The sequence below is a fragment of the Nostoc mirabile CHAB5784 genome (genome assembly GCF_020829645.1).
GTDB classification, from domain to species: domain Bacteria; phylum Cyanobacteriota; class Cyanobacteriia; order Cyanobacteriales; family Nostocaceae; genus Nostoc; species Nostoc mirabile.
In genome coordinates, this window is record NZ_JAIVFS010000011.1 from 18,878 (window position 1) to 38,106 (window position 19,229).

15 protein-coding genes and 1 pseudogene are annotated in these 19,229 nt (G+C 41.6%); 5 read left to right on the forward strand and 11 right to left on the reverse strand.

Going from position 1 to position 19,229, the window contains the following annotated elements:
• Nucleotides 1–177 precede the first annotated feature (177 nt).
• On the reverse strand, nucleotides 178–1,908 hold the full coding sequence (locus LC653_RS10105; protein WP_229494437.1) for a helicase HerA domain-containing protein: 1,731 nt from the start codon (nucleotides 1,906–1,908) through the stop codon (nucleotides 178–180).
• Nucleotides 1,909–2,083: 175 nt separating this feature from the next.
• On the reverse strand, nucleotides 2,084–2,878 hold the full coding sequence (locus tag LC653_RS10110) for a glutathione S-transferase (RefSeq protein ID WP_229494352.1): 795 nt from the start codon (nucleotides 2,876–2,878) through the stop codon (nucleotides 2,084–2,086).
• Between the two features lie 736 nt (nucleotides 2,879–3,614).
• Here LC653_RS10110 and LC653_RS10115 point away from each other — a divergent pair.
• Nucleotides 3,615–4,448, forward strand: coding sequence for a fasciclin domain-containing protein (locus LC653_RS10115; RefSeq protein WP_229494353.1), 834 nt, complete (start codon nucleotides 3,615–3,617; stop codon nucleotides 4,446–4,448).
• Between the two features lie 754 nt (nucleotides 4,449–5,202).
• On the opposite strand, the gene hemL is transcribed toward LC653_RS10115, so the two are convergent.
• On the reverse strand, nucleotides 5,203–6,501 hold the full coding sequence (hemL, locus tag LC653_RS10120) for a glutamate-1-semialdehyde 2,1-aminomutase (RefSeq protein WP_229494354.1): 1,299 nt from the start codon (nucleotides 6,499–6,501) through the stop codon (nucleotides 5,203–5,205).
• A 105-nt stretch (nucleotides 6,502–6,606) separates the two neighbouring features.
• Between hemL and LC653_RS10125 the strand changes: the two genes are divergently transcribed.
• Both LC653_RS10125 and hisIE read left to right on the forward strand, forming a co-directional pair.
• On the forward strand, nucleotides 6,607–6,795 hold the full coding sequence (locus LC653_RS10125; RefSeq protein WP_100899632.1) for a ChaB family protein: 189 nt from the start codon (nucleotides 6,607–6,609) through the stop codon (nucleotides 6,793–6,795).
• Nucleotides 6,796–6,896: 101 nt separating this feature from the next.
• Nucleotides 6,897–7,547 (forward strand): bifunctional phosphoribosyl-AMP cyclohydrolase/phosphoribosyl-ATP diphosphatase HisIE, encoded by a 651-nt coding sequence (gene hisIE / locus LC653_RS10130; protein ID WP_229494355.1) that lies wholly within the window; start codon nucleotides 6,897–6,899, stop codon nucleotides 7,545–7,547.
• A 263-nt stretch (nucleotides 7,548–7,810) separates the two neighbouring features.
• On the opposite strand, the gene LC653_RS10135 is transcribed toward hisIE, so the two are convergent.
• Nucleotides 7,811–9,067 carry an MDR family MFS transporter gene (locus tag LC653_RS10135; protein ID WP_229494356.1) on the reverse strand — a complete coding sequence of 419 codons (1,257 nt, stop codon included), beginning with the start codon at nucleotides 9,065–9,067 and terminating at the stop codon, nucleotides 7,811–7,813.
• 893 nt (nucleotides 9,068–9,960) lie between these two features.
• Here LC653_RS10135 and LC653_RS10140 point away from each other — a divergent pair.
• Nucleotides 9,961–10,152, forward strand: a pseudogene (locus LC653_RS10140) (DUF2811 domain-containing protein); the annotation flags it as partial.
• A 663-nt stretch (nucleotides 10,153–10,815) separates the two neighbouring features.
• Here LC653_RS10140 and LC653_RS10145 read toward each other — a convergent pair.
• Nucleotides 10,816–11,535: a response regulator transcription factor gene (locus LC653_RS10145; protein WP_069071980.1), complete on the reverse strand. Its 720-nt coding sequence runs from the start codon at nucleotides 11,533–11,535 to the stop codon at nucleotides 10,816–10,818.
• Nucleotides 11,536–12,181: 646 nt separating this feature from the next.
• Here LC653_RS10145 and LC653_RS10150 point away from each other — a divergent pair.
• Nucleotides 12,182–12,808, forward strand: coding sequence for a CPP1-like family protein (locus LC653_RS10150; protein ID WP_229494357.1), 627 nt, complete (start codon nucleotides 12,182–12,184; stop codon nucleotides 12,806–12,808).
• Nucleotides 12,809–13,083: 275 nt separating this feature from the next.
• On the opposite strand, the gene LC653_RS10155 is transcribed toward LC653_RS10150, so the two are convergent.
• The 6 genes from LC653_RS10155 to LC653_RS10180 all read right to left on the reverse strand — a co-directional run bounded on the left by LC653_RS10155 (nucleotide 13,084) and on the right by LC653_RS10180 (nucleotide 18,508).
• On the reverse strand, nucleotides 13,084–13,767 hold the full coding sequence (locus LC653_RS10155; protein WP_229494358.1) for an HAD family hydrolase: 684 nt from the start codon (nucleotides 13,765–13,767) through the stop codon (nucleotides 13,084–13,086).
• Nucleotides 13,768–13,838: 71 nt separating this feature from the next.
• Nucleotides 13,839–14,273: a GNAT family N-acetyltransferase gene (locus tag LC653_RS10160; RefSeq protein ID WP_229494359.1), complete on the reverse strand. Its 435-nt coding sequence runs from the start codon at nucleotides 14,271–14,273 to the stop codon at nucleotides 13,839–13,841.
• Nucleotides 14,273–15,358 (reverse strand): 4-hydroxyphenylpyruvate dioxygenase, encoded by a 1,086-nt coding sequence (gene hppD / locus LC653_RS10165; RefSeq protein WP_229494360.1) that lies wholly within the window; start codon nucleotides 15,356–15,358, stop codon nucleotides 14,273–14,275. The genes LC653_RS10160 and hppD overlap by 1 nt, the downstream gene beginning before the upstream one ends.
• 106 nt (nucleotides 15,359–15,464) lie before the next feature.
• Nucleotides 15,465–16,169 carry an SDR family oxidoreductase gene (locus LC653_RS10170; RefSeq protein ID WP_229494361.1) on the reverse strand — a complete coding sequence of 235 codons (705 nt, stop codon included), beginning with the start codon at nucleotides 16,167–16,169 and terminating at the stop codon, nucleotides 15,465–15,467.
• Nucleotides 16,170–16,255: 86 nt separating this feature from the next.
• Entirely contained in the window at nucleotides 16,256–17,542 is a 1,287-nt protein-coding gene (locus tag LC653_RS10175) for an IS1/IS1595 family N-terminal zinc-binding domain-containing protein (RefSeq protein WP_229494362.1), read from the reverse strand.
• 186 nt (nucleotides 17,543–17,728) lie between these two features.
• Nucleotides 17,729–18,508, reverse strand: a complete 780-nt coding sequence (locus LC653_RS10180) for a phosphate ABC transporter ATP-binding protein (protein ID WP_229494363.1) — start codon at nucleotides 18,506–18,508, stop codon at nucleotides 17,729–17,731.
• Between the last annotated feature and the right edge of the window lie 721 nt (nucleotides 18,509–19,229).

Below are 19,229 nucleotides of genomic sequence, written 5' to 3' on the forward strand. Positions count from 1 at the left end.
GTGACGCTAAAAACCCCTCTTCTGTTGCCCAAAACTAGCCGGATAACCGAACTTAATTTCCTGCCAGAATGGAGGGATGTTACGAATTAGTCATTAGTCATTAGTCATTGGTCATTTGCAAAGGACATAGACGCGCCAGCGGCTTCCCGCAGGGTAGGACAACTGACAAATGACTATCTAGAATCCCAAGTCAGCTTTGGCTAGTTCAGCAGCAGCGAATACTTCTGCATCAGGTTTTTCTTCCCAGGCTGGTTCACCAATTTCTTCGTAAAAAGTTGCGTCGTAAGGACGGGTACGTACTACTACTGGCATAGGAACAGCATGACCCAAAATTAAAGCTTGTTGCTTAGAGTCTAACTTTGCCAATACCGATCGCAGTCCGCTACCACCAGATACACCCGTAAAAATCGCGTCAATGTCTTTTTCATCATTAAGCAAAGCGGTAATCCGAGTCCCAATCTGGGACATGACTTCATTATCAATACCCGATGGGCGTTGATCAACTACCAAAAGTGTGACGAAATACTTCCGCAATTCCCTGGCGATAGTCCCAAAGATAGTGCTTTGTACTACTCCTGGGTCTAGAAAACGGTGCGCTTCTTCAATGGTAATCATCAATGGCGTCGGGCGATCGCAAGGATTTTTGCTTTGCAGGAATCTATCTGCTTTTTTGACGTAATGCTCGTGAATACGTCGGGTGATCATATTCGTCACCAACATATAAGAGAGCATATTAGACTGGGAACCAAATTCTATCACAACATTCTTCCCAGCTTCCAGACATTGCACAATTTTATCAATGTAATTCTGGGGACAAACCGCACGCATATACTTCAAATTATCCATACGCATCAGTTTGCGCTGTAACGCCATAATCGAGCCTTTGTGTCCCCGCTTCTCCTCGCAGAACATCTCGATTTCTTCGTTGGTCATATTCAGCAACTGGACAATCCAAGACTTGCGATACTCGCTATATAGAATATTCGCGTTATCCAGGGCTGCGTCAGAGAGTCCTAAATCTCGGCTACATAACTTAATATCTTCAACTTCAATTTGCTCATAACTCAAATAAAGTTCTTGAGCATCACGCACACCCCGGCGCTTTGTCGATTCCGGGTCGAGGGTGTAAACTTCTACCTTGCTGGGAAATAATTGCTTTAAACCCTTAACTGTATTTACGTTTTTCCCTTCTGCAACGGCTTCCCAGCCATACTCAGAGTGCATATCAAAAATCAAGTTTACTGCCGCATTTTTACGGATAACGCCAGCTAAAAGTAACCGTGTTAGAAAGGATTTACCAGTACCAGATTTCCCAAAAACCCCATTACTCCGTTCCACGAAGCGGTTTAAATCGATGCAAACGGGCACATCCATATCCAAAGGTTTGCCGATGGAAAAATTGCGCCTTTGGGGGTCATCTTCCCAACCAAATACCCGGCGAAAATCGTCAACACTTGCATCGTAAACTTGGCTAAAGTGGCTAGGAATAGTTTTAACAGGCAACAATTCCATTGTAGTACTGGTTTGTGGCACAAATGAAGCCAAACCCGTCACCGATGGGAGGAAGGGATTTGTCGATTTGCCATTTGTTGGGGAGAAAGATTCTTCAGTTTCGGGAGTGAACATCAACATCGGCGCGAGGTTGATAGTACCATAAGTACCACTTCCGGCTAAAACATCTCGTAAAAAAGTGTCTTCCCAACTAGGGGGATTTGCAATAATTCGGGCATTAGCAGCTCCCAATGCTACATCTGTCAGCATACAAAAAAAGCGCGATCGCATCCCTTGCACAATGAGAAACTTACCCACCCGCATATCTTCCACAGAAATGTCAGGATGCAATCGTACTTCTAAACCTTCAGTTAGAGAACCTTGAATAACCGAACCTAATGGCTGCTCTGAATTCATTTTATTAGTCATTAGTCATTAGTCATTAGTCATTAGTTATTTTCCCCTATGCCCAATGCCCCACTACCTAGTACAGCTTGGCGTAAATCAAGCTACCATTTTAAAACTTGCAAAAGCCTTGATATACAAAACTTTTGACTTTTGACTTTTGACTTTTGACTTTTGCCTTGCGGTACTAGTCAATCTGAATCGAAGTTGGCACACTTCCCGTTGGTGGAGTGGTACTGATTAATGGTTTGCGGAATTGGGCGTAAAGGCGATCGCGCCAGGTAAAAAATGGTTCATAATCTATATTCTCTGAAAAGATTGGTAATCCTTTACCTCTAATAGAAGCTGGTAAATCCAGATAGGGGCCAGAGGGGAACTTGAGCAATATCGATAAGCCAGCTACTGCTAAGTCAGCTAAAGTCGGTTCATCTCCTGTTAAATAAGGACTATCTGCCAATAATAACGTTACCGCTTCCAAGTCTTGTTTTAAAGATGCGATCGCTGACTTTATCACATCTGGACTATAACCTACCCCAAAACCCAATACTGACAGTAAGTCAGTGGGTACTCCTCCAACCAGACTTTTAAATATATCTGGTGTTGAGGTGGGTAATAAAGACTTGCGGAAATTTTGATCTTGACTTATGGCTGCAAATAGTGCTTTGCGACCTTTAATGCCTATAGACTCATCAGCCCATTCTTCTATTAATAAAGTTAAACCCCGTTTTTTGGGATCTTGCGGTATTATTGGGCGATCGGGATACTCTAAGTCTAAATACTTAGCTATTTCCGTAGAATCCGCAATATATCTATTACGATCCTTTAATACCGGGACTTGTTTCTGACCAGTCAGCCGGAATAGTTCTACCTGTCCAATCCCAGGCGTAACCTCTATTTTGCGGTAATCTAGTCCTTTAAAATCTAGAATTAGGCGCACTTTCTCTGAGTATTGAGATAGTTCCCATTGGTATAATTCCAGCATGTTGTATACCTTATAACTGGTCAACTTCTTAACTTTACAATTGTATCTTTAGTTAAAGTAATTTTTCTTTACATTAGTTGTTTTTTGTCTATTTAATTGAGATTGTGGTTGAACTGATGCCTGATTTTTAGCAAAATCATCGATTTAAAAAGTATTATTTTCTGATTAAAATATCAAATAATTAAATAATTGAATTTGGCATATATAAATAAACTTAACCGCTCAGTTGTAAGTTTTCAGCAGTTAATTTAATTTCCGTCACTGTTTAGGCTACGTTAAGATATCTAGGTAATTAATTTCTGTGCTTTTGCTGAATAATCAATGGTTAATTTAGAGATATCCCCTTATTCATTATGGAATTCAGTATTTTTTAATCACCTAATATTTTACGTATGGAATTGTGTATAAATTTGCTTTTAAGTAAGTAAAATATTTCTCCCAGTTTATTGTAACTCATACCTTGTAGATGTAAGATTTTCACACTTTCTGAAAGTTGACGCTATAGCAAGTAAGGCTTTTTAACTTTTTTTGTGTAAGGGAAAAAATATAGTCATTACATAAAATATGTGCTAGATATATTTCATAATTCTCAGCGTGAGCCGACGTTTGATATTTTACCTGACCAGCACAAACCCTTCTGGGGAAAAATTTTACTTCCTTCTTAGGTTAGATTTTGTGCATAACAAAATGTTATAAATCTTTATGTAATGTGTGGACAAAAAGACAAACAAAATTTATGAAGACAAATTACAGCAAATTGCTGATCACGTTGGCAGGCATAGCAGGATTTAGTAGTTTCAGCCTCGTTATTACTTTACCATCTGAAGCTAAAGAGGCACTAAATCCTAACCCCAGTATTTTCAACGAAGCCCCTTATAACAAGGGTCAACGCCTTGAAGTAAACGCTCAATACACACCTGTTGAAGCTGCTTCGGAAATAGAAAAGGGCAATACCAAACCCAAACAAGTAGCGCAGCAAAGTGGTGTAACAAATCCCAGACCAAGTATTTTCAACGAGCCGCCCTATAACCGTGGTGGTGGTAGTGTTACACCTGGTGAAGTTCCACCCCGCACCCCACGTCCTATCCCGGAAACTCAACCCACTGAGACACCTACTACAACTCCACCAGGGCCAGGGGCAAGTGACAATCAAGGTAAAAATTTGTTAGCGTTGGCAGAGTCAAACGCTTCCTTTACAACCTTAACTAAGGCTTTGAAAGCAGCAGGGTTGACCGGAGCTTTGCAAGGCAAAGATAACTTAACCATTTTTGCACCTACTGATGCAGCTTTTGCTAAGTTGCCACAAGATGCTTTGCAAGAATTGTTAAATCCAGCCAACAAAGAAGTATTGATCAAGATTTTAACTTACCATGTAGTACCTGGTAAGGTATTGTCCACTGATTTGAAGTCTGGTGAAGTTAAAAGCCTTGAAGGTGGAGCAATCAACGTTAAAGTTGATCCTGCAATCGGTGTAACTGTCAATGATGCTAAAGTGACACAAGCAGATATCACAGGCACTAACGGTGTAATTCACGCAATTGATCAGGTGATTTTACCTCCTGACTTGTAGTTTTTAGGTACAAGTACAACCTGTAGCAGACTAGGTTGGCATTAAGTATTAATAGGAAAAAACCCCGTTCAAATGTTAGTTTTGGACGGTTTTTTTGTAAGAAATATTGTATGACTTACCCATTGACACGAAAGAGCAAATATGATTTGAAAAACCATATCTGTCGTAGGGTCACAGCATTGCTCATTAGTGTCAACAAAAGCCTAGAAATAGCAAAACTTTCGGCTTGACTCACCCGCCTGGAACTAAAGTTCCTCTCTTATAGCTAAAGTCTACTGAAGTAGACTAAAGATTTTTGGGTATATCTTAGTCATTAATAGAACTTACGCACGGGTAACGGAAAACGTAGACGCTGCATCGGCAAGCCGTCCGGCTACCACAGAGAAGCCAGTGCGCCCTTGCGGTTAAGAGACTTGTCCCTTGCGCGTCTCCCCTTGGGAGAAGCAACTGGCGCGGCGCAGAGAAGCCAGTGCGCCCTTGCGGTTAAGAGACTTGTTCGCTCAAGCGCGTTCCCGTTCGTGCAGCGTCTCCGTCAGGAGAAGGGTAGCAACTGGCGCGTCACGGAGGAATGAGAGTTTGAGAGGGTTTTTGCGTAAGTCCTAATTAAAAGAAGACTTCTGCTATTAGCAACGAAGTTCAGTTCCTTGCGGGACAAGACTTTTAACGTTAAGTTGACACCAATGGGCGCTGCCGTGCCCCTACAACACTGGATTCACCGCAACGCCCTGGCTCCCCTACTTTTACTAGATTCGCATTACAGGCTCGATATTACATCCCGTGCAACTGCTAAAGTCTGATTAATATCTTCTTCAGTGTGAGCAAAAGACGTAAACCCAGCTTCAAATTGAGAGGGTGCTAAGTAAACACCACGTTCTAACATACCCCGATGGAAGCGTCCGAATTTGGCTGTATCAGACTTTTTGGCATCTTCGTAGTTATGAACTGGGCCAGAGGTAAAGAATAAGCCAAACATGGCGCTGATTTGACCACCGCATACCCCATGACCAGTTTCTTTGGCAATTTGCAGCAAACCATCTGCTAGCTTCTTAGTAATCCGGTCAAGATACTCGTAAGTACCTGGCTTTTGCAGCAATTCTAAAGTCTTAATACCAGCAGTCATCGCCAAAGGATTACCAGAAAGAGTCCCAGCCTGATATACGGGGCCGGCGGGGGCAACCATTGACATAATATCTCGGCGACCGCCATAAGCTCCTACTGGCAAACCACCACCAATAACTTTACCCAAAGTCGTTAAGTCGGGAGTAACACCAAATTTCTCCTGAGCGCCACCGTAAGCAATACGGAAGCCTGTCATCACTTCGTCAAATACCAATAACGCTCCATGCTCGTGAGTCAGTTCTCGTAATCCTTCTAAAAAGCCAGCGTCAGGTGCAATAAATCCAGCATTGCCGACAACTGGCTCAAGAATGACACCAGCAATCTCGTCGCGGTTTTCTTCAAACAAGGCTTTGACGGATTCTAGGTCATTAAAAGGCGCGGTTAGAGTAGTGCTAGTTGCCGCTTTCGGAACTCCCGGTGAGTCTGGCAAGCCAAGTGTGGCAACACCAGAACCCGCCTTCACTAGAAACGTATCGGCGTGTCCGTGATAGCAGCCTTCAAACTTGATGATTTTGTCTCGTTTTGTGAAAGCCCGCATCAGCCGCAAAACTCCCATACAGGCTTCAGTTCCAGAGTTGACAAATCTGACCATTTCGATGCTAGGAACGGCATCGATTACCATTTCTGCCAAAACATTTTCTAGAACTGAGGGAGCGCCGAAACTCGTACCTTTTTCTAAAGCTTCATGCAAGGCTGCAATTACTTCTGGATGAGCATGACCGCAAATAGCTGGGCCCCAAGTGCCTACATAATCTATATATTGGTTACCATCTACATCCCAAATATATGCGCCTTTAACACGATCAAAAACGATGGGTTGTCCGCCCACAGATTTAAAGGCACGAACTGGAGAACTAACTCCTCCGGGCATAAGGTTTTGAGCAGCAGCAAAGACTTCTTGTGATTTTGTTGTTTTAATTGTGGTATTTACCAAGGTTCTCTCCTAACAGTGGGCAATAAAAAGCTCTATCTTAGGATAGTTTCAAAAACTACTTAGAATTTCTATCCTATATAAATAGCTGAACCAAAAAATAATAATATGTTATACAACTCGAATAAAGACTTACCTCTAGATATTCAAACTCGATTATCTGAAGCATACCAGGATCTTTACCGAGCAGCTTTTAACTCGGCGATTCATTGGTATGGTGAAGCCTCAAAAGCTCACAAAGTCGCTTTGAGTGCTGTAAAGATGCAGTCTGCTATGGAACGGAATGTTCTTGTTTAGAACTAGATAAAATAGTTCAATTCAAAAAAACATGCCAGTTGCCCTATTGAGAATGGTATCGTGAATCCATGAATTATTCTCATTAGAGCAAACTAGCTGGTATGTCTTCTAACGATTCGCACTCACTGCATTACGCTATCCCTGTTGAGGAAATTCGCTACGATGAACGGGGTCTAGTGCCTGCAATTGTCCAAGATTATTTGGATGGTACTGTCCTGATGATGGCGTGGATGAATCAGGAGTCGTTACAAAAAACTTTAGAAACTGAAGAAACTTGGTTTTGGAGCCGTTCCCGGCAAGAATTGTGGCATAAGGGGGCGACTTCTGGACATATTCAAAAAGTGCAAAGTATCCGTTATGACTGTGATAGTGATGCGCTACTCATAGGTGTAGAGCAATTAGGAGATATTGCCTGCCATACTGGAGAACGCAGTTGCTTTCACCAAATAGAAGGGAAAATTGCTCCGCCACCAGGGGATACATTGTCGCAATTGTTTCAAATAATATGCGATCGCCGCGATAATCCTACTGAAAGTTCTTATACCTGTAAACTATTCGCAGGTGGCGATAACAAAATATTGAAAAAGATCGGTGAGGAAACCGCCGAGGTGGTAATGGCCTTTAAGGATGATGAAGCAGATGCGATCGCAGGTGAAGTGGCTGATTTGCTATATCATACTTTGGTTGCCTTAGCTTACCATCAAGTTGATTTAAAATCTGTATATCGTAAGTTGCAAGAACGTCGTCAATGAGGAGGAAAGGGGACACAAAGCTTGGGGAAAGAGGCTTTTGGGATTTTTGCACAGATACGGTAATCATAAGTAGACCTCTTGCAAAAGTCCCTAACTCAGAACTTGCACCAGTCCCGACGACCGCCTCAGAATGAATTCTGAGGCTTATAGCTAAAGTCTATCTATCGAAGACTAAGTAAGGGTTGTAGTCCACTAAGCGTGGACTTGGGCTATTAGCCTGAGAGGTCAATAGAGGGGAAAAATAAGCGCACAGATGTGCGCCCCTACTCAGCCAAAATTCGATTCAGGTATTGTAAAATTGCCACAGCGATCGCTACACTCAAGATGAAGCATAGCCAGTAACTATTGGTAATAATTTGTGGTTGATCTAATGCCCATCCACCCAAGGGATGACCAATAAAAGAGCCAACAGCCCAGCATAAAGCGTTGATGGAAAAATAAACGCCGCGTTGATTTTCCGGGGCTAACTCAGTCACTAAAGAGGCAGCAGATGGTGTATAGGAGACAATCGCCACAGCAAATACTCCCAATGCCAATATTACCCAAACCAGATGATGAGATGGGGCAGTGCCGCTTACCCAAATTAGGCCAAAACCAATTGCCCAGAGAATGGCGGAAACAGTGAGTGCGAGTGTGTGAGAGCAGCGTTTTAAGATGCTAGTGACAGGCAACTGACAGATGATGGCGAACACCAGATGCCAAGCAAATAGAACGCTAATCGTAGTTTGAGCAAATCCTTCTGGAGTACTTTTTATAACAAAGTTTTTGAAGAAAAGCGGCAGGGTGCTGTGGATTTGAGAAATATAGATTGTAAAGAATATATTAACTGTTATGTAGACCAGGAAACGGCGATCGCTTAATACTGCTATCCAAGAAGCAATATATTCTGTCTTTTCAGGTTCCCCTATCTGCTGCTGTTCAGTTTCACTAATTCCCACATAGACAACCCCAAAAAACACCAAAAAAGAGATGGCATCAATCACAAATAGCCATCGATAACTCCCAATTACCGCAATCAAAAACCCAGCCAGCACAATTCCGATCGCTAACCCAAGATTATCAGCTAGGCGGGCGATCGCAAAAGTTTCGCGGCGATTGTCAATCTGGCTAGCGTCAGCAACAACAGCTTCAGCCGCCGGCCAATAGAAACCTATCCCTAAACCGCTAATCAAGCTACCGATTACCAAAATCGTAAAATTATTGGTTGCAGCTAAAACCAGAGAACCAATTGCGGAAATCGCTGTAGCTAGCAACAAAGTGCGGCGGCGTCCCCAGTGTTCAGAATCAGCCAAAGAACCACCGACAATCCGCCCTACAATGCCGGAAATCGAGGCGCTACCCAAGGCTACCCCAACACTGGTTGCAGATAAACCAACTTGATTTACAAAAAAGATGGGGGCGTAAAACAGGGTACAGCCGGTGCCAACTTCCGATAGAAATCTACCAATTGCAAAAATCCATATCTGGGGATGTATCGAGGGCAGCCACGATGATAACTGCGATTGCGAAGCTAATTTCATGAGTGTGAACTACTCCGCCGTATAGACGGACGGAGCTTCCCAATTCATCGGGAATAGCCTCCAGAACTCCGTAGTTCTATTGGTCTTACATTCCCTCCAAGGGCAGGAGTCCTGGTTCCCAAGACCCAAATCTTTTACCATGAGCGAAGTCGTTCGCGTAGCGTCCCGTAGGGAAGGGTTTTCTTGCAACATATACCTGTTAGCTTGGTTTTCGCTTATGGCATTGATGGTCAAGACAATGCTTAGTTTACCAGAAAAGGTGATTCGTCATACACAAGCGAATTTGTTTTTACAAACGTTTTAAATCAATTCCAGATGCAATCCTCATCACCCGCTCACAATCCCCATCTTAGGAATACCTTGAACGCAAATAGCGTCTCGTAGAGAAGATGGGGACTTCCGCGACCCGTTAAATGTCATAGCTTGATGACATTTTTGTAATTCTTATCATTGGCTGCTATTTTCCTCACTCATTCCACAGGGTTTCCACAGGGATTTTAGCAGTTTTCCACAGGTTGTCTACGAGCTAATGGGCTTCTTACTCTCTTGTTGGGGATTGTTGATTAACAGTGGGAAGGAACTTAAAGGACTGAGTTTTTGTAAAGTAAAGTAACGAAAAATAGCCTCTAATGCTGATTATTACGTTCGCATTTATTTTTTATACACTCGTTTTTAACATTTCGCAGCATTGACAAACCCACCCCCTCTTGGCGCACAATGATTCGGCTTGCTTTTGTAATCCGTTCAACCGTTGGCATCAAATGTGTAAAATATATTACCACCAGATGTGGGCGTAGATTGGCGGGCTGGCGAAAGAGCGTGTGAAGTAGCCCTAAGCCGCTTCAGCGCAAGCAACTTGTCCCTCTTGATTATCCTCATAGGAGGAAAATCTCATGAAAGCAACGGTTAGCATCTTTACAGAAATTCCTGAAACACTCCACGAATCCTTAAAAAACTACTTAGAAACCCATCCTGATTGGGATGAAAACAGAGTATTGACGGCGGCGCTATCATTGTTTTTACTCCAAAATGGAGATAGCGATCGCCGTGCTGCTCGAGTCTATCTGGAAACTTTGTTCCACCACTCCTCAGTAGAAATACCCTGTACCGACTCACCCGCAACAGCTAATTTACTAGATACCCCATAGGTACTGGTATGAAGCCCTATAGAGGCACGGCAAACCGTGCCCCATTAATGGGATTTTGAACCAAAGCGATCGGCCATATCGGGGTAATATAATGTTGGGTTACCCTGCGGGAAGCCCCAACTCTTGGAGACGCTGTTCGCGTTCGGGTCTACGTTCCTCAAATGCCACTTCCTTCTCCCTACAGCCCTTCTCAAGACAGGAGACGCTGTTCGCGTTCGGGCATCCTACGGCAGGCGCTAGCCTCTCACGAATGGGATTCGGGGAGACGCTCTTGCTAGCAAGATCCCCGCAGGGGTACAAGTCGGGAAACCGCAAGGGCGCAGTGGCTCCCCAACCTACACAGTTTAAGATTTTTGGCGCTAACCAAGCGTATTGCCTTATGTCTACCGAAACGGTCAGATGCAAAGAAATATTTTCCAGTGGACTCTTTCCCCTGTCTTAAATGCATAAATAAATATCTCAAATAACTGCCTGGTCTGTATTTGAGCAATATCTACTTATTTTGCTCGTCTAAATTTGTCTTTTACTAAAGCCAAGAAATTCACTAATCCCTCCCCCAAGAGTTAACAGTCTAGAGTTTTTTAACTCTTGACTGTTAACTCAGGACTTAGCTTCCAAGTGCTGGGGATGAGCAGGAGATTCAAACTTATACCCTACGCCACGTACAGTTTGAATTAATGCTGGCTGACTAGCATCAATTTCAATCTTCTTGCGAATTTGCCCGATATGGACATCTACAACCCTTTGGTCGCCGACATATTCATAGTCCCATACCTCTTGGATTAGCTCCGCACGCCGCCAAACTCGACCTGGATGACTGGCTAAAAAATGCAACAAGTCAAATTCCAGAGCAGTTAAAGGTACTGCTTGGTTATTAAGTGCCACCTCCCGTCGCACTGGGTCAATCATAAGTTTTTCAAATACCAAGCGTTTTTGCTCGGCAGTAGTTATCACTCGTTGACGCCTCAAAATAGCTCCGACTCTGACTTCTAACTCTCCTAGCCCAAAAGGCTTGGTGAGATAATCGTCAGCACCTTTAGCAAAGCCGCGAATTTTGTCAGCTTCGTCAGCACGGCTAGTCAACATCAGAACAAACACACCATTACGACTTTGCATCTCTTGGCAGAGGTTAAACCCAGTTACATCTGGTAAATTCACATCTAGAATTACCAAGTCGGGGTTAAATTGCTCAAATAGAGTTAAGGCTGTCTTTCCATCTTCGGCAGCCTCCACCTGATAGTTCTGCTTAATCAGAAAGCGTTGGATTAAATTCCGAACCGCAGGATCGTCGTCAACTACAAGAATCTTGGCAGGAGCCATGACCATTACTTTGCACAAAAATTCGTAAGATTAACAAAAGGTTTGCGTAAAAACGCAGTTGCCACTTGGGGACTAACTAAGAATCTACATGGCTACGGTATGAGATTCCTGATTATTCAAAAAGAAATACTCTAATCAGGATTGTGGGCGATGAGAACGCTAAACTTCTGTTAGCCACAGTATATAGGCGCTCTGACTTTAGCCGCAACAGTTCTTAATACCAAGACACGTTCACGATTCCAGTTAGGTGGTAACTTAAAACGTCTCAATTTTAAATCGTTATGCGGATATATACCACAAGCGATTATTCAGTATAATTAAAAAAATTCTATTAGGGCACAGTAAGTTGCCAAATCTGAAAAAGTAAAGTTGATATTTTCATAAAAACTATGTGTTTTAGGTACTCTCCGTTCAAATTCTAGATTAGAGCCAGAATTAGACAACGACATGAGGGTATACACGGAGTTATAGCGATATGTTAAAGTGGCTATAGTTGAAATTACAAAGTCGATTAAACTAACCCGTGCTACTATCCTGTTAGGGCATAAAATAGGTCGAGACTTTCGTTTCGATTGAAACAAAACCTAAAGTTGTTTTTTATTCGACAAAAGACTGCCGCTGACTGAGGCTGAAGTAACAAACTCCCATGAGCGATCAAAATCCCTACGAAAAACTTGGGGTATCAGAAGAGGCTAGCTTCGATGAAATTCAAGATGCTCGTAATCGCCTATTCGAGCAACATAGTAGCGATGCCAAGCATTTAGAAGTAATTGAAGCGGCTTACGATGCGATTTTAATGGATCGCTTACGGATGCGCCAAGAAGGTAAAATTAAAGTCCCTGAGCGTATTCGGTTTCCAGAGTTGCGAGTGCAATCGCCTCCTAAAGAAAGTCCAACCCCTCGTGAGCAGTCACCTGCATGGCTGCAACGGATGCTGGATCAACCAACGCCTGCTGATATATTCTTACCAGGAGCTTGGTTTCTTGGTTTGAGTTCTATCAGTGTGTTTTACCCAGAGGGAGGCGATCAGGTTTTGCAGTTAGCATTGGTAGTTGGGGTAGGCACTACTATTTACTTCCTCAATCGCAAGGAAAGCAAATTTGGCCGAGCAGTTTTATTTACCCTAGTCAGTTTAATAATTGGCTTAATCGCTGGGGGACTAGTTGCTGGCTGGCTTTCACCACAAATATCATTCCTCAATTTGTCATCGAATCAGTCCTCTACTGTACTAACGTTTATATTGTTGTGGTTGGTTAGTAGCTTTCTACGGTAAATCAATATCCGTAAGCAAGTTTCTGTAAAGAAGACATGGTTTATATGTGTTCTTCTTAAAATTTCAGAGTCAGGAGTCAGAATACCTATTTTGACTCCTATTTTAATTGCAACCTGAATGCCGATTAATTCGATCTGTTGCAGCTAGAAAGCCTTTTTAGACAAGGTGTTTAGGTTTTAACTAGTTTCCGTGGGTTTAAGTCCCCCGGTTCAATAAAAATTTTGTTTTGTGTTGGGGTTAAATCCCCATTACAAAACTTAATTACGAATTACGAATTACGAATTATTTAAGACTAAATCTACAGCAGCACTGAAATCCTTAACGATTAAGTCGGGGTGGTAAAGTTCCAATTGGGTGCGATCGCGAATCCCACATTCTACAGCCATCACCTTAATCTCATAATTTTTAGCTGCGGTGATGTCGGCTTCCGTATCTCCCACCATCCAGGTATCAGTAGCCGGGGGCAGTTCTTGTAAAGCCCTAGCCATCAACAAGGGTTTATCTTCAATATCACGAGTTTTAACGTAGTCGTTACTCAAGCAATAACAACGATTTTCAGGGAAAAATCTCCCTAAATCGTGTTTTTTGAAGGCATAATCTAGTTCCCGAACTCGGCGCATGGTCATAACTGCTAAATCAATTCCAGCTTGTTGAATTTTTAACAGTGCATCCACAGCACCAGGCGCGAGGGTGTCATAGTTGAAATAAGGTTCTGTATGTACAGTTTGCCGCCGCAACTGGGCAAATTCTTGGGCTTGGGCTTCGTCTAACCCTGAATTTAAGGCGATTTGTTTTTCGGGAACGCGCGATCGCTTTAACTGCCAAAATTCCGCTTTCGGAAGTTCTTGTACTACTTGATCTGGGCGACGGGTTTTCTCTAAGCAGAATTGATAAACACGGTAGTACCGTTCGGAAACATCAATAATTGGGCCGTCGAAGTCAGTAATAAGTCTTAGCATCGGCGGTAAAAGTTAATTTTTATTAAGTTTATCTCAGATGTATGGCTATTTTTTAAGGGTATTAAGTCTAGCTAAAGGTTTTTTTGTAAACTCTTTTTAAGAAAGTATCGACGATGACCTGGAGGAAAATCTTCTAACTCTCCAAAAATTTCATACCCCAAGTGCTGATAAAATTTGGGAGCTTGGAAGCTGTAAGTAAAAAGATATGCGTTTAAGCAGCCACGATTAACAGCCTCTTGCTCTGCCTCCAAAAGAAGTGCTTTTCCATATCCATAACCTCTTAACTCCTCTGCAACCCAGAGAGTAGCAATATGGAACCATCCCAAGCCGATAAAACCCTCCAAGCCGCCCACGACATTTTTTTTTGAATCACGAAGTAATAGAAACAGTGGCGTATATTGGTAATCTCCAATCTTGCCTAGATTAAAATCTTGAAGTTGCTTGTCAATAAAATCAACTTGTTTAGAGTCTGGATGAATTTCAATTGATATTTTGTAATCAGGCATCATTGCAGCGTACCGCGTTTAATTTGTTCGCTTTCAATGGCTTCAAATAAGGCGCGAAAGTTACCTTCGCCAAAACCTTGAGCTTGGTAACGGCGTTCAATAAACTCAAAGAAAAATGTCGGCTGTTCAAATATTGGCTGGGTAAAAGTTTGTAGTAATAAAGGCGCAGTATTTCCTCCCTCTAAAGGAGTATATTCTTGCCAGTCTACCAGAATTTCCTGTTGAGCGATCGCTTCCAGTTCTAAGGGTGATAGAGGCAATCCTGGACGCTGTTTTAGTTGCGTGTAATAGCTTTGGGGAACTGAGAGTAAGGATAAACCAGTGGCACGAAATTTAGCGATCGCACTTACAAGATTAGTCGTCCGCAAGGCAATATGTTGAATTCCCGGCCCCCGATTGACATCTAAAAATTCCTGAATTTGGGAATTTCTGGAAGCTGGTTCATTAATTGGCAATTGAACGCTGCCATTGTGCGAAACCATCACCTGACTGTGTAAAGCAGAACGATTGGTTTTAATTTTAAAAGCCTGCTGGGGTTGAAAATCTAGGATATTTTCGTACCAAGCGACAGCATTTTCCAATTCACCAACTGCGACGTTTAACACTATGTGATCTATAGCAGTAAAAGTGTTGTCATTTGTCATTTGTTCTTTGTCATTTGTGTTAGTTACAAATGACGACGGACAAATGACTAATGACCTTTCGATCAACGTATGAGTCAGTCCACCCCAGGCGGCAATTTTGCCACACTTGAGGAATTCCGTACCCACCTGGCGTTCCTGGATGGGTTGTAGGATTGTAGCACCGTGTTTTTGAGCTAATGCGATCGCGCTTTCTACATCTTCGACAGCAAAAGCGACATCTGCCACACCAGGTGGATATTGACGCAGAAACTCAGCTACTGGACTTGTGGATAACAGTGGAGAAGACAGAAAAAAGCAGACTGCACCACTTTTTACTACTTCTGTACAAGTGTGAAATGAACTAATGCGATCGGCTACTACATGAAAACCAAGATGGTGTACAAACCAATCCCGCCATACTTTGGCGTCTTCTACATAGAAATGAACGTGATCAATTTTCATAGATACTGAAAATCCAGCATAACAGCTTATATCTCTGTAAATTTTGCCTTTTTTGCTAAATTTTCAGGTCTTTCCCAGGCAAGAATTATATAGGCTGACTCCCACTTTAAAAAAACAAATGACTATCAGGTTGAATGTTAATTTCCATTGGCACAGCTTGCGGTTCAGCAGAAAGGGCAAAGAAAATCGCATTGGCAGCAGTTTCAGGACTAAGCATTTTTTTCCGGTCTACTTTTAAATTGACGTTATCCCAAAAAGGAGAATCTACCCCACCAAAGTAGAATAGCGTGAACTTGATACCAAAACGCTTGAGTTCCTCTGCCATGCATTTGCTGAAACCGACAACACCAAACTTAGAAGCAGAATAAGCTGCTGCCATTCCCATCGAATGTTTGCCCAGAATTCCAACCACGTTACAGATGTGACCAGACTTGCGCTTTTGCATCTCTTCAGCCGCCGCTTGAGTGGTGTAAAAGCTGCCTTTTAAGTTGACATCTAGCATCTTGTCTAAATCAGCGGGTTCCAGGCTGTTGTAGGGCTTGAGTATACCGGCACCAGCTGCATTTACTAAAATATCGATTTGACCAAACTCAGCGATGGTCTTTTCGATCAAAGTATCTACCTGTTGCGGGTCAGTAATATCGGTGGGAACGGTCAAAACTTGCCCTAGTAAATCAGCTGCCAGTGTTGTTAAACGAACCGCATCTCTGGCAGCCAGTACCAACCGGACTCCAGTAGGCGCAAGTTTGTGTGTTAACGCTGAACCAATACCACCAGTAGCACCGACAACAACAACGACTTTATCCTGCATTGTAATATTTACATTTATTTACATCTTTTTACATAATACAATACTGAATTACAGACTCAGGTTGTACGTAGACATCCAGAAAATATTTACTCACAGAGTAGCGGTATTACCTCATATTCCTTGCCACTCGCCTTTAATGTAAATGTGGGAGATGATTCTAAATATTTAGTAAAACTAGAACCTAACTTTAATTTTTTAATAATTGAATTAGGAGACTCTCCGGTTATTTTCCGTAACTCTGTACCTAGCTTGGACACAGATAATTTAGTTTTGGGAGACTTTATTTTTATATCTTGAATAATTTTTAATAGTAATTTATCTAATGTTTTTTCATTATGTATTTTCGGAGAATATTCTTTTTCTCGTTCTTGAATAGATTCTGTAAATGATTTATCTACAACAGGGATTGTTTTTTCAATAGTTGGTTGATTTGGATTATCTTTAATATTGATATCGCATCTTTCTTGAAATAAAGTTGCAACAGCCACTAAACTGTTTAATCGAGCATTAATTGATTCCTGTTCACTTTTAATTAATTCTTGAATTTTATCAACCACTTGTTCAAAAGATGGAACTTCTGTTGCCATTGGTAAGGAATAATGAGTTAATTTACCAGTATTCCGGTTTTCTATTTGCAAATTTTGTCCTTGTCTACGTACCCAGTAAACAATTAATCCTTGATTTTGAAGTTCGTTACAGAGGTGGATCAAAATTCCATCGCCAGAACAGACCAAGATTTCTTTAACTGTTGGATAAGAGCGTAAGACAGAAACACCAAGTGCGATCATTTTTGCATCAGCACTGTCTTTACCTCCAGGCACATGGATAAGTTGATAGCTACGATTGTATAGTTCAATATCTTGCTTGCCAGTACTTGGATTTCTCCAATTAGCAAATGCAATTTTAACTTGGAGAGGATACTTACAGACACTGGCTAAAAACAATTCGGAATTAATATCTAATTTTAAGTTTTCTGCATCTAAAAGCAGAAGTGAGATTCCTGTCTCTAATTGATGTTTAATTTCAGTTTTTTGTTGAAATTTTTGGATAAATTGGCTGAAGGCAGCAGATTCTAGCCAATCAGGTGATAATATAGTTTGCAGCAGTTCTTCAGCTAATGTAAGACTAAAAGAGCCAAGACTCTTCTGTGTGATTTTTTCTTCCGGCAAGTCTTTGACTAAAGGAACTTCCGTAGTTGCGTCCATAGATACTTTAGTATGTCCATTGCTGTTAGCAAGCAACTCACCTTCCAAGGAACGAGGGAATGCAGGCTCAAGAAATTGTTTACCACAATTTTTGCAGAGGTAATTCTGCTTGTCATTCCGACGACCATTTTTCCGATATAAAGTAGATTCGCACCGAGGACATTTCATTTTGTGATTCAGGTGGTCTAGAGTAGATGCTTGCCTCTAAATATACAGTATAAAAAATTACTGTCAACATCACTTTGCATTGCTCAACACAACAAAAACTCAAAACAAACGGAAATTAAATTTAACCCTTAATTTACGCTTGCACTATGTGGTAGTTCTCTGAATAGCTAGAATTTTAGAAAAACTTCAACTGACGCGGGCGAAAACGTAGTCGCGGGTGCGATAATCCACGGGGTTAGTAAAGATTTTATTTGTAGTACCAAATTCAACCATTTGAGTAATGCGATTTTCATTACTATAAAAGAAAGCCGTAAAATCAGATAGGCGAGTAACTTGCTGCATATTGTGAGTAACCATCACAATTGTCAACTCAGAGCGCAAGTTATGAATCAGATGCTCAACTTTCATACTACCAACAGGATCAAGACCTGAACAAGGTTCATCCATTAATAGAACGTTCGGTTTGACTGCTAAAGCACGCGCAATACATAGTCTTTGTTGTTGACCGCCAGAAAGCTCTAAAGCAGATTTGTGCAGCTTATTTTTCACTTCATCCCAAAGTTCGGCAGCTTTGATGGCAGATTCAACAATCCCATCTAATTCTACTTTCGGATGCCATCCAACTAATTTCACCCCGTATGCAACATTATCGTAAACGCTCATGGGAAAAAGATTTGGCTTGGGAAAAACCATACTAACTTGGCGACGTAAGCGATTGATGTTGACACGACGCTCATAAATACTCTGTCCAAAAAATTCTACTCTTCCTTCAACCTTCACATCTGTTTCTAATTCACTCATGCGATTTAATGATTTAAGAAAAGTAGACTTGCCACAACCACTAGAACCAATAATTGCCGTGACTTGGTTTTGGTAAATATCCATTGACACGCCTTCAACTATCTTTTGAGTGTCGTAAGAGAAGCTGAAGTTTTTGACTCTGATGGCTGGAATTAGTTTACTCATATTCCCAAAACGTGTGAAATAAAAGTTGACGAAGTAAAGTAGTACAAATCAGCAGCGCTGTTTCACTATGTTACTCCTAAAAGGAGATATTCATGGAAATTACGTAGCTATACAGTAGTCATACAGCAGATAAACTGTTAATGGATATTTATATTAAGACTATGCTCCAAAAATCATCTTTTATAGACTTTTTATACCCACCTTTGGTAGATTGATCTATATGCCATCCTTTCCAATTAAAAAGGATTGGGGCTGGTTCGATTTAAAATAGCTATGTATAAATAAAAATATTAATATAGCGCTTCTCGTTTACGTGAGTTACACCCGTAGGGGCTTGTCTTTGCCCATAGGTGTCAACTTAACGTAAAAGCTATGTCCCGCAAGGAACTGAACTTCCTTGGCTTTTAGCGGAAGTCTTCTGTTGATGACTAAATATAGCCAAAAATCTTTAGTCTACTTCAGTAGACTTTAGCTATCAGCCTTGAACTTTAGTTCGAGGCGGGTGAGGAAGCTTTCAGTTAAGCTACTTTTAGCTTAAGTTGACACCAATGGGCAGTGCCGTGCCCCTACACCCCGCGATATAATGTTGTACCGCATCTGAATGGGAACCGCTATATCATATACCCCTCATGGGTAGTGAGGAGCTAGTTTATCTAATCAAAATAAATTAGTAATTATTTTTAAACCGCGCTTTATGAATATCATCTAATATGAGATGGTT

What these genes read in the sequence shown, in the direction of transcription:
- LC653_RS10115 (WP_229494353.1), top strand. Translation starts at nt 3,615, where the DNA reads ATGAAGACAAATTACAGCAAATTGCTGATCACGTTGGCAGGCATAGCA.
- LC653_RS10110 (WP_229494352.1), bottom strand. Translation starts at nt 2,878, where the DNA reads ATGCTGGAATTATACCAATGGGAACTATCTCAATACTCAGAGAAAGTG.
- LC653_RS10135 (WP_229494356.1), bottom strand. Translation starts at nt 9,067, where the DNA reads ATGAAATTAGCTTCGCAATCGCAGTTATCATCGTGGCTGCCCTCGATA.
- LC653_RS10175 (WP_229494362.1), bottom strand. Translation starts at nt 17,542, where the DNA reads ATGAAATGTCCTCGGTGCGAATCTACTTTATATCGGAAAAATGGTCGT.
- LC653_RS10180 (WP_229494363.1), bottom strand. Translation starts at nt 18,508, where the DNA reads ATGAGTAAACTAATTCCAGCCATCAGAGTCAAAAACTTCAGCTTCTCT.
- LC653_RS10145 (WP_069071980.1), bottom strand. Translation starts at nt 11,535, where the DNA reads ATGGCTCCTGCCAAGATTCTTGTAGTTGACGACGATCCTGCGGTTCGG.
- LC653_RS10105 (WP_229494437.1), bottom strand. Translation starts at nt 1,908, where the DNA reads ATGAATTCAGAGCAGCCATTAGGTTCGGTTATTCAAGGTTCTCTAACT.
- LC653_RS10150 (WP_229494357.1), top strand. Translation starts at nt 12,182, where the DNA reads ATGAGCGATCAAAATCCCTACGAAAAACTTGGGGTATCAGAAGAGGCT.
- LC653_RS10125 (WP_100899632.1), top strand. Translation starts at nt 6,607, where the DNA reads ATGTTATACAACTCGAATAAAGACTTACCTCTAGATATTCAAACTCGA.
- LC653_RS10155 (WP_229494358.1), bottom strand. Translation starts at nt 13,767, where the DNA reads ATGCTAAGACTTATTACTGACTTCGACGGCCCAATTATTGATGTTTCC.
- LC653_RS10160 (WP_229494359.1), bottom strand. Translation starts at nt 14,273, where the DNA reads ATGCCTGATTACAAAATATCAATTGAAATTCATCCAGACTCTAAACAA.
- hisIE (WP_229494355.1), top strand. Translation starts at nt 6,897, where the DNA reads ATGTCTTCTAACGATTCGCACTCACTGCATTACGCTATCCCTGTTGAG.
- hppD (WP_229494360.1), bottom strand. Translation starts at nt 15,358, where the DNA reads ATGAAAATTGATCACGTTCATTTCTATGTAGAAGACGCCAAAGTATGG.
- LC653_RS10170 (WP_229494361.1), bottom strand. Translation starts at nt 16,169, where the DNA reads ATGCAGGATAAAGTCGTTGTTGTTGTCGGTGCTACTGGTGGTATTGGT.